The sequence below is a fragment of the Cellulosimicrobium composti genome (genome assembly GCF_010287905.1).
Taxonomy (GTDB): domain Bacteria; phylum Actinomycetota; class Actinomycetes; order Actinomycetales; family Cellulomonadaceae; genus Cellulosimicrobium; species Cellulosimicrobium composti.
The window spans coordinates 1-12,899 of the sequence record NZ_JAAFAN010000057.1; the positions used below are offsets into that span (position 1 = coordinate 1).

At 71.3% G+C, this 12,899-nt stretch carries 7 protein-coding genes; all 7 read right to left on the reverse strand.

What is annotated here, in order from left to right; genetic code table 11:
* Positions 1-192: 192 nt before the first annotated feature.
* A complete protein-coding gene (locus GYH36_RS14970; RefSeq protein ID WP_162290249.1) occupies positions 193-1,194 on the reverse strand; it encodes a sugar phosphate isomerase/epimerase family protein in 1,002 nt (333 codons plus the stop codon).
* A 41-nt stretch (positions 1,195-1,235) separates the two neighbouring features.
* Complete coding sequence (locus GYH36_RS14975; protein WP_162290250.1) at positions 1,236-1,997, reverse strand: hypothetical protein; 762 nt, start codon at positions 1,995-1,997, stop codon at positions 1,236-1,238.
* 250 nt (positions 1,998-2,247) lie between these two features.
* The gene (locus tag GYH36_RS14980; RefSeq protein ID WP_162290251.1) at positions 2,248-7,227 is read right to left on the reverse strand and encodes a ThuA domain-containing protein; all 4,980 of its coding nucleotides are present in this window, start codon (positions 7,225-7,227) and stop codon (positions 2,248-2,250) included.
* 250 nt (positions 7,228-7,477) lie between these two features.
* Positions 7,478-8,650, reverse strand: coding sequence for a Gfo/Idh/MocA family protein (locus GYH36_RS14985; protein ID WP_024839224.1), 1,173 nt, complete (start codon positions 8,648-8,650; stop codon positions 7,478-7,480).
* Positions 8,651-8,769: 119 nt separating this feature from the next.
* Positions 8,770-9,840: a substrate-binding domain-containing protein gene (locus tag GYH36_RS14990; protein WP_162290252.1), complete on the reverse strand. Its 1,071-nt coding sequence runs from the start codon at positions 9,838-9,840 to the stop codon at positions 8,770-8,772.
* A gap of 109 nt (positions 9,841-9,949) precedes the next feature.
* The gene (locus tag GYH36_RS14995; protein WP_376739831.1) at positions 9,950-10,990 is read right to left on the reverse strand and encodes an ABC transporter permease; all 1,041 of its coding nucleotides are present in this window, start codon (positions 10,988-10,990) and stop codon (positions 9,950-9,952) included.
* Entirely contained in the window at positions 10,987-12,507 is a 1,521-nt protein-coding gene (locus tag GYH36_RS15000; protein ID WP_081772180.1) for a sugar ABC transporter ATP-binding protein, read from the reverse strand. Before GYH36_RS15000 ends, GYH36_RS14995 begins: the two co-directional genes overlap by 4 nt.
* Positions 12,508-12,899 lie beyond the last annotated feature (392 nt).

Genomic DNA, 12,899 nt, shown 5'->3' on the forward strand with positions numbered 1-12,899 from the left:
CCGGCACGCGCCCGACCTGCGGCCCGAAGCCCTCGAACGGCTCCTGTCCCTCGACCTCGACCGGGCCGCCGGGCGCGGGGCGCCGGGCCCCCCCCCCCCCCGGGGGGGGGGGGCCCGGGGGGGGGGGGCGGGGGGGCCCGCCCCCCCCCCCCCGGCCGGCCGCCGCCCCGCCCCACGGGGAGACCGTGCGGGCTACTTCGTCGAGAAGGCGGCGTCGAACGCCGCGTCAGGAGCGTCGAAGGCGTACTTCTTCACGAACTCGAGCGCCTCCGGAGCACCCACGAGACGGTCCATCCCGGCGTCCTCCCACTCGACGGAGATGGGACCGTCGTAGCCGATCGTGTTGAGCATGCGGAAGGCGTCCTCCCACGGCACGTCACCGTGGCCGGTCGAGATGAAGTCCCAGCCGCGGCGCGGGTCCGCCCACGCGAGGTGCGAGCCCATGCGGCCGTTGCGGCCGTTGCTCATCCGCTTCTTCGTGTCCTTGCAGTCCACGTGGTAGATGCGGTCCTTGAAGTCCCACAGGAAGCTCACCGGGTCGATGTCCTGCCAGACCATGTGGCTCGGGTCCCAGTTGAGTCCGAACGCCTCGCGGTGCCCGATCGCCTCGAGCGTACGAACCGTCGTCCAGTAGTCGTACGCGATCTCGCTCGGGTGGACCTCGTGCGCGAACCGCACGCCCACCTCGTCGAACACGTCGAGGATCGGGTTCCAGCGGTCCGCGAAGTCCTGGTACCCGGCGTCGATCGCCTCCTGGGAGACCGGCGGGAACATCGCGACGTACTTCCAGATGGCCGACCCCGTGAAGCCCACGACGGTCTTGACGCCGAGCTTCGCCGCGATCCGCGCGGTGTGCTTCATCTCCTCCGCGGCGCGCTGGCGCACGCCCTCGGGGTCGCCGTCGCCCCACACGACGTCCGGCAGGATGTCGCGGTGGCGCTGGTCGATCGGGTCGTCGCACACCGCCTGGCCCTTGAGGTGGTTCGAGATCGCGTAGACCTTGAGGTCGTACTTCGCCAGCAGGTCGAGCTTGCCCTGGACGTACTCGTCGTCGTCCCAGCGCCAGGGGTCGAGGTGGTCCCCCCAGCAGGCGATCTCCAGCCCGTCGTAGCCCCAGCCGGACGCGAGCCGCGCCACCTCCTCGAACGGCAGGTCGGCCCACTGCCCGGTGAAGAGGGTGATCGGTCGTGCCATGGTCGTGTCTCCTTCGGTCGTTCTCGGTCGGGCGCCCGGGGTCACCGGGCGGACGTGCTGGTCAGGGTGCGGTCGTCGTCCGAGCGGCCCGGCGCGGTCGCGCGCGAGCGGCGGCGGACGACGAGGAGGCCCCCCGCGAGGAGCAGGGCGGCGACGACGGCGACGGCGATCCACACGCCCGCGCCCGGTCCGGTCGACGTGCCGTCCGCGGCGGCGGCGCCGTCGGCGCTCTCGTCCGCGGCGCCGTCCCCGTCCTCCGGGGCGGCCTCGTCGGCGGCGTCCGCGTCGCCCGCGGCCGCGGCGTCGTCCTCGGCCCGCGGCGCGGGCTCCGGCAGCGGCACGACGTCGACCTGCGCGGTCGCGGTCGCCTCGGCGGGCTCGGTGATCGTGGCGGTCAGGGTCCAGTTGCCCTCCGCGAGGACGCCGGGCTCGGACGTGTACCAGCCGACGCCCTCGGACGCCGACTGGAGCGTGAGGGGGCCGACCGTCTCGCCGTCGGCGGACTCCGCCGTGACCGAGACGTCGGCCGACTCCTCGACCGGGTGGCCGTCGAGCTTCCAGGTCAGGTTGGCGGAGATGCCGCCCTCGCCGTCGGTGCCGAGCGAGATGACCACGTCGCCCCCGTGCGCGGCGGCCGGCCCCGCGAGGCCGGTCAGCGCCAGGACGGCGCCGAGCAGGGCGACCAGCGCCGCCCGGATCAGCGCGCGCGGTCCGGTGCGTCCGGCGCGGCGCGCGGGGCGCAGCGGCCGGGACCGCTCCCGGTGCGGGGCTCGGGTGCGGGTGCGCGAGGGCGTACGGGACATCGGGTCATCACCTCGTCGTGGTGGTCGGTAGGCGGGGCCGACGGTCGTCGTCGGTCCCCGGGGTGCCCCGGCGCCGGGCCGGAGCGCCCGTACCCGGGCGCCGGGGCCGGAGACCCGGAGGTCCCCGTCGTGCTCGTCGTGCGGCAGCGTACGGTGGCCCGGCCGATGGGCCGTCCGTGCGCCGGTGACCCGCGCGTCGAGCGCGGTGCCCGGCGGGCCGGTGCTCAGCGCACCGGCCCGCCGGAACCTGTCAGGAGCAGGACCGGGCCGCGTAGTCAGCCGTCCCGGTGAACGTCCTCCCCTCGGCGTCGGTCGCGGTCACGGTCACGGTGCCGGCGTCGACCGCCGCCGCGCGCGAGGCGAACGACTGGTAGGCGTTCGCACCCGGAGCGACGTCCGCGAACTCCTTCGACCCGAACGGGGTCTCGAGAGTGATCGCGAGCGGGACCGTGTCGTCGTTCGCCGCACGGACCGCGACGAACACCTTGCCGGCCATGCAGCGCGTCTCCACGGTGACCGTCACGGCGACCGGCTCGACGTCCTCGCCGACCACCCGGAAGTGGCCGAACGACGCCGGCGCACCGGTGTCCGCCGAGGCGCCCAGCGCGAAGAGACCCACCCGGGCGTCGGCCGCCGGAGCGTTCGTCACGCTCTGGTCGAACGTCGTCCAGGTCTCGCCGTCCGCGCTGTACGCACCGGTGAACGTGTCACCGGAGCGCGTGAGACGCAGGTGCCACACCGAGCCGGGGAGGTTCCCCGTCTGCGGCTGCGGGTTCTGCACGACGCCGCCGACCTCGCTGCGCAGCTCGATCCGGGCGTTCCGGGACTGGCCCGCCTGGTTGTCGACCACGTAGTCGAACTTGACGTAGTTGTCGTCGTCGGCGTAGACGATCAGACCGCCCTGCTGGTACTGGCGGTCGAGCGCCGAGCCGTCGACGACGGTCTCGATCGTCCACTCGTCGCCCGGCTGGTCCTGCAGCACGATGTTCGGCACGGGGCGGTTGTCCGTCCCGTAGATGTCCGTCGGCGTCGTGTCGATCTGCAGGGAGCCGTCCGCCACGCGGTAGCCGGTCGGGTCCTCGCGGACGATCGACCAGCGGCACGTGTCGAGGGCGTCGCCGTCGAACTCGTCGTCCGGCCCGGAGGCGGACGCCGTGTCGTCGGGCGTGATGTGGAACCAGTCGAACTCCGCCTCGATCACGGGGGTGCTGGTGTTGTTCCCCTTGAGCGCCACGAGCCCGATCTTCGGGTTCGTCAGGTTCGCGATCGACTTGGTCTCCGGCATCAGCGTGAAGTCGACGCCGTCGGCCGAGTAAGCGGCCTGGAGGTTCTCCCCGTTGCTGATGAACCGCACGTAGACCGTGTCGGGGTAGTCAGCGCCGAGGTTGGCCGTGTTGGACTGGTTGACCTCGTTCGGCTGGGCGTTCTCCTCCCGGATGAACTGGAAGATGCGCGTCGAGGCGTCCGCCGAGGCCGAGCGGCCCTGGAGAACCATCTTCGCGTAGTTGTCCTGGTCGCCCCAGATCAGCAGGCCGGCCTGCTGGTACTGCTGGCGGGCGGGCAGGGTGACCTTCGCCGTGGCCGTGAACGGGCCGTCGGGCAGGTCCTGCAGCACCAGGTTCGGCACGACCGTGTTGTCCGTCCCGTAGAAGTCCCGCGTCGCCGTCGGGATCACGAGACGTCCGTCACGGACGACGAGGTTCTGGTCGCGGTTCGTGACCGTCCAGCGGTCCTCGTCGACGTCCGAGCCGAGGAAGTCGTCCGAGCGGCCCGAGAAGCACATCCCCGGCCCGGTCTCGGGCGCCTTCACCGTCACGGTCGTGTACTCGGTCGAGTACGCGCCGCGCTCGTCCGTCGCACGGACCTGGAGCCGGTACGTGCCCGGCTCGTCGTACGTGACCTCGAACGTGTCGCCGCCGTCGACGAAGCCGTCGCCGAGACCCGCGTCCCACGCGAACGTGATCGCGTCGTCCTCGGGGTCGGTGGCAGCGACCGACGCCGTCACGGTGAGAGGCGCCGTGCCCGTCGTCGGGGTGACCTCGAACGAGTCGATGGTCGGGCGCTCGTTGTCCGTGACACCACGGCCGTCGAACTCGAGCCAGTTGACGTTGGCCTGGCCGGACGTCAGGACGAAGTAGAGCGTCCCCGTGCCCGAGGGCACGTCGGTCAGCTCCGCCGCGACGTTCGTGTAGACCTGCCAGTCACCGGTGCCGGGCACCTGGACGGACCCGATCTCCGGGCCGTCCGCGGCGTTCCAGCGGATGGAGACCACCGCGTTGCTCGGCGAGGCCGCACGCAGCGCGATCGAGTCGACGCCGTGGAGCGAGATCGGCTCGTACGCCCACCAGTCACCCGGCTCGATGTAGCCGATGTTCTGGCCGCCGCCGGCGCTGTCGCCCGTCGTCTCGCGCACGACACCGGGGTCACCGGTGCTCGTGGAGTCCGCGAGACGGCCCGTGGCCGTGAAGAACTCGGCCTGGAGCAGCTTCGGCTGCAGCACCTGGAGGTCGTTGGCGGTGAGCGGGGCACCCGCCTCGCCGCCGTCGTCCGTGTACGACGCCTCGATCACCCAGAAGATGTTCGACTCGATGCCGTGGCCCTCGTCGCGGGCCGTCTGGAAGACGCCCTCGCAGCCGCCGAGCACGTCCATGGGGTGGGCGTGCGCGTCGTGACCGAGCGACGTCGCGAGCTCGACGTTGCTGCAGTCGACCACGCCGTCGGGGTCGTCGACCTCGATCTCGTAGCGGACCTGGTCGCCCCACTGGAAGAAGCCGCCGTTGTCCGGGAACGTGATGGAGATCGTCGGCGCCTCGTTGCCGACGACGATCGTCACGTTCGCGATCCCCGTCTGGCCCTGGGCGTCGGTCGCCACGAGCTGCGCGACGTAGGTGCCGTTCTCCGTGTAGGTGTGGACCGGGTTCGCCTCGCTCGACGGCTCGGAGCCGTCGCCGAAGGTCCACTGCAGGGTCAGCTCGTCGCCGGCCGGGTGGCGCGTGCCCTCCGAGGAGAACTGCACCGTGAGCGGCGCGTGACCGCTCGTCACGTCGGCGCTCGCCCGCGCGATCGGCGACGGGTTGCCCTTGACGTAGTTGACCTTGTAGATGCCGCTCGAGTCGTTGTCGCCACCGAAGCCCGAGCCCCAGTCGACGACGTAGAGCGCACCGTCCGGACCGAAGTCGAAGTCCATCGCACGGTCGAACCCGGCGCTCGGGTCGAAGATCTTGGGCAGGACCCGGTTGATGTCCACGACGTCGTCACGGCTCTCGCCGTCGAGCTGGATCGAGTACAGCTTGCCCTGGTTCCACTCGCCCAGGAACGCCTTGCCGTCCCAGTACTCGGGCCACTTGACGTCCGAGTCGAGCTCGGCGTCGTACTGGTACACGGGGCCGCCCATGGGCGCACCGCCGCCGCCGATCTCCGGGAAGCTCGGGTTGCCGGCGTAGTTGTACCAGACCTCGGCCTCGATGGCCGGGGGCAGCTGGGTCAGACCCGTGTTGTTCGGGGACGAGTTGACCGGGCCCTCGGCGCAGTTGAACGCCGCGCCGGACTGACCGGTCGCGAAGTTGTACTTGAAGTAGTCCGCGTTCGCGCCCGTGCAGTACGGCCAGCCGTAGAAGCCGGGCTCGCTGACGACGTTCCACTCCACCGTGTTGCCCGGGCCGCGCGTCGGGCTCGCGTTGCCCGCGTCGGGCCCGTAGTCACCCACGAGGATGTTGCCCGAGTAGGGGTCCACGCCGATGCGGAACGGGTTGCGGAAGCCCATCGCGAAGATCTCGGGCCGCGTCTGCGCGGTCCCGGGGGCGAACATGTTGCCCTCCGGGATCGTGTACGTGCCGTCGTCCTCCGGGTGGATGCGCAGGACCTTGCCGCGCAGGTCGTTCGTGTTCGCCGACGACCGCTGGGCGTCGTAGTCCTGACGGCCGGCGCGCTCGTCGTGCGGCGAGTAGCCGCCCGACTCGAACGGGTTGGTGTTGTCACCGGTCGCGAGGATCAGGTTGCCGTCCTCGTCGAAGATCATGTCACCACCGGCGTGGCAGCACGTGTTGCGCTGCGTCGTGACGGTGAGGACCTTCTTCTCGGTGGCCTGGTCGATCGTGCCCGTGGCCGGGTCGAAGTCGAACCGCGAGATCCGGTTGTGCGGACCGTCGGAGCCGACGTTCGCCGGAGCCCAGTAGGTGTAGACCCACCCGTTCTCCGAGAAGTTCGGGTCGAGCACGAGCCCGAGCAGACCGTCCTCGTTGGCGGTGGTCACCGGGAGGGTCGTCGCGGTGTGCGTCGTGTTCGTCTCCGGGTCGATGACCTGCACGCGGCCGTCACGCTCGGCGTAGAACACCGTGCCGTCGGGCGCGACGTCCAGGACCATCGGGTTGCGCGTCTCCTCGTCGAGCGCGACCTGCTCGTAGCTCGCGGACTGCGTCGCCGAGCAGTCGGACGCCACGGCGCCCGCGGCGGTCTGGATGCCGCCCAGCAGGTGCTGGAGGAAGTCCGGGTCCGCGAACGACTCGTCGGTGTGCCCGCCGCCCGTGTACCAGGAGCGGCCGCCGTCGTAGACCTGGCACCACGCCGTCGGGTGCTCGGCGCCCATGGCGCCGCTGCCCGCGTTGTACGTGGTCTCGTCGAGGCTCGCGAGCACGTGCACGGTGTCGCGCGGGTTGGTCCGGAAGTTGTACCACTCGTCGAACCGCTCCCAGCGCGAGGGCAGGTGGGCGGTCGACTCGTGGACGTGGTCCTCGACCTTGACGGTCGCCGTCTGGTTCTGCGGGTGGGCGCTGAAGTACGCGCCGACCAGCCCGCCGTACCAGGGCCAGTCGTACTCGGTGTCGGACGCCGCGTGGATGCCCGCGTACCCGCCCCCGTTCTGGATGTAGCGCTCGAACGCGGCCTGCTGCTCCTCGTTGAGCACGTCGCCGGTCGTGGACAGCCACACGACCGCCTCGTACTGCGCGAGGTTCTCGTCCGTGAACGCACCGGCGTCCTCGGTCGCGGTCACCTCGAAGCCGTTCTCCTCGCCGAGCTGCTGGATCGCGGCGATGCCGGCGGGGATCGAGCCGTGGCGGAAGCCACCGGTCTTGCTGAAGACGAGCACGTCGAACGGGTCCGTGTCGGCCGCCGCCACGACCGGGGCCGCCTGCACAGGGCCCGCGGGAGCGGCCGTGGCCGATACCGCCGTCGCGATGGTCAGGGGGAGTGCGACCGCCGCCGCGGCTGCTGCCGCGACCGTGCGCCTCATGGCGAGCGATCCTCCTAGCACGTTTCTCACAAGGTCTCCTCGTCGAGATGGGAACTGTGCTGCGCTCCGCCGGGTCGGCGCCATCGGCCAGCCGTCCGTCCCGGGCTCGTCGGCGGAGAAGTCTCGGCGCTCCGCCGGGCGCCTTCTCGCCGCGCGTGCGGCGGTCCTACCTCCTTCCGTGTCCCCGGTCGCCGGCCGCGCACCTGCGCACGGCCGGCGACCGGACGTTCCGTCCGTGCCGGGCCGGTCCCTAGGGCTCGACCCAGGCGCCCGACGCCGCGCTGCGCTCGACCGCGTCGAGCACGCGCTGGACCGCCAGGCCGTCCGCGAAGGTCGGGGCCGGGTGCGTACCCGCCGCGATCCCCTCCACCAGGTCGACGACCTGGTGCGTGAACGCGTGCTCGTACCCGAGGCCGTGACCCGCGGGCCACCAGTGCGCGACGTACGCGTGCTGGGGCTCGGTGACGACGATCCGCCGGAAGCCGGCGATCGCCGGGTCGTCCGCGGCGTCGAAGAAGTGCAGGACGTTCATGTCCTCGAAGTCGAACGCGACCGAGCCCTTCGACCCGTTGATCTCCAGGCGGATCGCGTTCTTGCGGCCGTACGCGAAGCGCGTGGCCTCGAACGTCCCGATGCCGCCGCCCGACATCCGGGCGAGGAAGACCGCGGCGTCGTCGACCGTGACGGGGCCGCGCTCCGTGCCGCCCTGGCCCGACAGCCCGGCGAACTCGGTCGCGACCGGGCGCTCGGTCACGAAGGTCTCGAGCAGGCCCGACACGCTCGTGATGCGCTCGCCCGTGATGAACTGCGCGAGGTCGATGACGTGCGCCCCGATGTCGCCGAGCGACCCGCTGCCCGCCTTCGACTTGTCGAGGCGCCACGACAGCGGCGTGTCCTCGTCGGCGATCCAGTCCTGCAGGTACTGCGCGCGCACGTGGCGCACGGTGCCGATCCGCCCGTCCGCGACGAGCTGACGCGCGAGCTGGATCGCCGGCACGCGCCGGTAGGTGAAGCCCACCATCGCGACCTGCCCGCGCTGCGCCGCGGCCTCGGCGGCCGCGACCATCGTCTCGGCCTCGGCCACCGTGTTCGCGAGCGGCTTCTCGCACAGCACGTGCTTGCCCGCCTCGAGCGCGGCGATCGCGATCTCCGCGTGCGTGTCGCCGGGCGTGCACACGTCGACCAGGTCGACGTCGTCGCGGCTCACGAGCGCCTGCCACCGCGTCTCGGTGGACTCCCAGCCGAGCTTGCGCGCGGCGGCGGCGAGCGCCTCCGGGTTGCGGCCTCCGAGCACCCGCATGCGCGGGGTCAGCGGGAGGTCGAAGAACCGGGGAGCCGTCCGCCAGGCCTGCGAGTGCGCTGCCCCCATGAACGAGTACCCGACCATGCCGACGCCGAGCTGCGCGTCGTCGTTTCCTGCCATGACGTTCCTTCCGTGCTCCTCACGGCGCACGCCCACGGTCCGGCCGGGTCGTGCCCGGGCGGACCGTGGGCGTGGTCCGCGTGTCTTCGTGCTCCGTGCCGACGACCGTCAGCGGTCGATCAGGACTGGAATGCCGAGGGCAGGTACTGGTCGACGTTGTCCTTCGTGACGACCGGCGCGTAGAGCTGGACCGTGCGCGGCACGCCCGAGGAGGCGAGGTCGCTCATGTTCTTCTCGTGCGCGACGAGACGGGCGAGCTTGATGCCGTCCGCGGCCTGGGTCGACGGGTAGACGACCGTCGCCTGGAGGACCGAGTCCCCGGCCTTGATGTGCTCCATGACGTTCGCCGAGCCGGCGCCGCCGACCATGAAGAACTCGTCACGGCCCGCGTTCTCGATCGCGGAGAGGACGCCGACGCCCTGGTCGTCGTCGTGGTTCCAGATGGCGTCGATCTGCGGCGCGGCCTGGAGCAGGTTGGCCGTCGCGGCCTCGCCGCCCTGGACGGTGAAGTCGGCGGCGACGCGGTTGTCGACGTCGAGGCCGCAGTCGGACAGCGCGTCCGCGAAGCCCTGGCTGCGGTCCTGCGTCAGCGGGAGCGAGTCGATGCCGGCGATCTCCGCGACGACCGCGTCGGGGTTGTCGCCGAGCTGCTCGCAGATGTACTGGCCGGCGCTGACGCCCATGCCGTAGTTGTCGCCGAGGACGGTGGTGCGGGCGGCGAACGGGCTGGAGAACTCGCGGTCGACGTTGATGACCGGGATCCCGGCCTCCATCGCCTTCGTCGCGACGTCCGTGAGCGCGGCGCCGTCGAACGGCAGGAGCACGATCGCGTCGACGCCGTCGTTGATGAAGCCCTCGATCTGGCTGATCTGGACGTTGACGTCGTTCGTGCCGTCGGCGACGCGGAGCTCGACGTCCTCGTACTTCTCGGCCTCGGCCTCCGCCGCGCTCGTGATGGCACCCATCCAGCCGTGGTCGGCGGCGGGGGCGGAGAAGCCGATGACGATCGGGTCGCCCGGGGCGTCGTTGTCGGAGACGGCCTGGCTCGAGCCGCCGCCGCCGTCGTTGCCGTCCGCCGTGTTCTCGGTGGTCGGCGTGTTCGACGTGCACGCCGTGGCGATCAGGGCGACCGAGGCCGCGGAGACGGTCGCGAGCGTGATGCGGCGACGGAGGGTGGTGCGTGCGGACATGGGATCTCCTTCGATGCTGTCCTGCGGGGAGGAACTTCGGGGGGAACTGTGGGGGTATGGCCCCGGAGGGCGTGGGACCGTGGGTGGAGCGACGAACCGGGTCGCGGCGCTACGTGGTCCGCCGCGTCAGGCGCTGCTGGAGCAGCACGGCGCCGACGATGATCGCGCCCTTGGCGATCTGCTGGACCGAGCTGTCGACGTTGTTGATGATGAAGACGTTGGTGAGCGTCGTGAAGATGAGGACGCCCAGGACGGTGCCGACGATCGTGCCGCGGCCGCCCGCGAGCAGCGTCCCGCCGACCACGACCGCCGCGATGGCGTCGAGCTCGAGGAGCAGGCCGTTCGTCGACGAGCCGGCGCTCGTGCGGGCGAGGATCATGACGCCCGCGATGCCCGCGGTGAGCCCCGAGAGCGCGTACACGTACACGAGGTGGCGCTTGACCTTGATGCCGGCCAGGCGCGCCGCCTCGGCGTTGCCGCCCACGGCCACCGTGCGGCGGCCGAACGTCGTGCGGTTGAAGAGGAACCAGCCGAGCACGGCGACGATCGCGAAGATCCACACGATCTTCGGGACGCCGAGGATGTTGCCCTTGAAGACGTCGTTGAACGCCGGGACGTCCACGATCTGCGTCCGCTTCTGCGCGATGAGCTCGGCGAGGCCGCGCGCCGCGACGAGCATCGCGAGCGTCGCGATGAACGCCACGACCCGCCCGTAGGCGATGATGAGGCCGTTGAGCAGCCCGGCGCCGACGCCGACCGCGAGCGCGCAGATGACCATGACGACCCACCCGTACGACTGGGTCGCGAGCGTCGTCGCCCAGACCGACGCGAGGCCGAGGACGGAGCCGACCGACAGGTCGATGCCGCCCGTCGTGATGACGAACGTCATGCCGATGGCCACGACGCCCAGGACCGACCCGAGGCTGAGGATGGTCATGAGGTTGCTGAGGCTCAGGAACCGCTCGCCGCCCGTCGCGAAGCCCACGACGCACAGGAGGAGCAGCGCGACGACGAGGCCGACGTTCCGACCCGCCGCCCCGGACATGAACCCGCTCTTGCGACGCTCGCTCGCGGCCTTCTCGACCCGGGCCGACTCGTCGGCGTCCGGCTTGTTCGTCGGCACCGATGCCGACACCTGCTGCTCGCTCACGCGACACTTCCTTCCATGACCATGTCGAGCACCTGGTGCTCGTCGATGGAGCTCGAGGGCCCCTCGTGCACGACGCGTCCCTCGGAGACGACGAGGACGCGGTCGGCGAGGCCGAGGACTTCGGGGATCTCGCTGGAGACGACGACGACGGCCGCACCTCCGTCGGCGAGCCTGCGGATGAGGGCGTAGATCTCGGCGCGCGCGCCGACGTCCACGCCGCGCGTGGGCTCGTCGAGGAGCAGGACGCGGCAGCCGTGGACGAGCCAGCGGGCGAGCATCGCCTTCTGCTGGTTCCCGCCCGAGAGCGTGCGGATCGGGCGCTCGACGCCCGCGGGACGGAGCTCCAGGGAGTCGGCCTGCTCCTTGGCCGCGCGACGCTCGGCGCGCTCGTCGAGCAGTCCTCCCCGTGCGAAGCGGGCGAACGTCGACAGCGTGACGTTGCGGTAGACCGGCTCGTCGAGCAGGAGCCCCTGGCTCTTGCGCTCCTCGGGCGCGAGCCCGATCCCGGCGTCCACCGCGGCGGCCACGGAGCCCGGGCGCAGCCTCTTGGAGTCGACGGTGACCGTGCCGGCGGTCGCGCGTCGCGCGCCGTAGATCGTCTCGATGATCTCCGAGCGCCCCGCGCCCACGAGACCGGCGAGACCGACGATCTCCCCCGCGCGCACCTGGAGCGACACGTCCTCGAACACGCCGCGCAGGCCCAGTCCCTCGACGTCCAGCACGACGGGTGCGTCGTCCGAGGTCTCGGGGGCCTCGGGGAAGACGTACTCGACGGTGCGGCCCGTCATGAGGGTGATGAGCTTCTGCGTCGGGGTCTCGGAGACCGGGAGGTTCTGCGCGACGGTGCGGCCGTCCTTGAGCACGGTGATGCGGTCGCCGATCTCGCGGATCTCCTCGAGGCGGTGCGAGATGTACACGACCGCGACGCCCGCCTTGGTCAGCTCCTTGACGACGCGGAAGAGGTTGCCCACCTCCTCGGAGTCCAGCACGGCCGACGGCTCGTCCATGATGATGACGCGGGCGTCGTGCGACAGGGCACGCGCCATCGAGACGATCTGCTTGCCGGCCGCGGACAGGTGCCCGACCTCCTGGGTGGGCGAGACCTCCGCGTGGCCGAGCCGCCTGAGGATCTCCCGTGTGCGACGCACGGCCTCGCGCCGCTGGGAGAACCCCGCGGTGGCGAGCTCGTGCCCGAGGTAGACGTTCTCGGCGACGGTGAGGCCGTCGACGACGTCGAGCTCCTGGTACATCGTCGCGACGCCGTACCGCAGGGCGGTGACGGGGTCGGAGATGGTGATGGGCTCGCCGTCGAGGAGGATCTGCCCCTCGGTGGGCTGGTGCGCCCCGGCGAGCACCTTGATGAGCGTGGACTTGCCGGCGCCGTTCTGCCCGAGGAGGCAGTGGACCTCGCCCGGGAGAACCTCGAGATCGACGCCGTCGAGCGCTCGCGCCCCGGGGAACACCTTGACGATGCCCTGCATCTGCAGGAGCGGCTGGGGAGGGTCTGCGGTGACCATGCGGTGAACCTAGCCGACCTTTTGACGAGCGTCAATCATAAGATCGCGACCTTTTGCCGCTGTTACGACTTCGTTACCGTCAAAAGTGCGCGCTTCGTGACGGATCGCGAGAACGCTCCCATCCGAGGGGTTCGCCGTCGCCGACAGCGGTGACATCGGGGAGGGAGGCGCACAACCTGCGGAACGCTGCGGTTCCTGGAGGAAAGTCGGGATGGGGAGCTGGGGTGGGGCGACTCGGCGCCCGGACGAGGCCCGCCGTCGGGCCTCCGGATCTTCGGCGACGTCCATGTCGCCTTGAGACGGGACAGTAGGGTACCTTTTGGCGATCGTCAAGCAAAAGCCGATGACTCGTCCGGCACGAACGGACGACCGACGAGAGGCTCCGTGATTCA

What these genes read in the sequence shown, in the direction of transcription:
- GYH36_RS14985 (WP_024839224.1), bottom strand. Translation starts at nt 8,650, where the DNA reads ATGGCAGGAAACGACGACGCGCAGCTCGGCGTCGGCATGGTCGGGTAC.
- GYH36_RS14990 (WP_162290252.1), bottom strand. Translation starts at nt 9,840, where the DNA reads ATGTCCGCACGCACCACCCTCCGTCGCCGCATCACGCTCGCGACCGTC.
- GYH36_RS14975 (WP_162290250.1), bottom strand. Translation starts at nt 1,997, where the DNA reads ATGTCCCGTACGCCCTCGCGCACCCGCACCCGAGCCCCGCACCGGGAG.
- GYH36_RS14980 (WP_162290251.1), bottom strand. Translation starts at nt 7,227, where the DNA reads ATGAGGCGCACGGTCGCGGCAGCAGCCGCGGCGGCGGTCGCACTCCCC.
- GYH36_RS14970 (WP_162290249.1), bottom strand. Translation starts at nt 1,194, where the DNA reads ATGGCACGACCGATCACCCTCTTCACCGGGCAGTGGGCCGACCTGCCG.
- GYH36_RS15000 (WP_081772180.1), bottom strand. Translation starts at nt 12,507, where the DNA reads ATGGTCACCGCAGACCCTCCCCAGCCGCTCCTGCAGATGCAGGGCATC.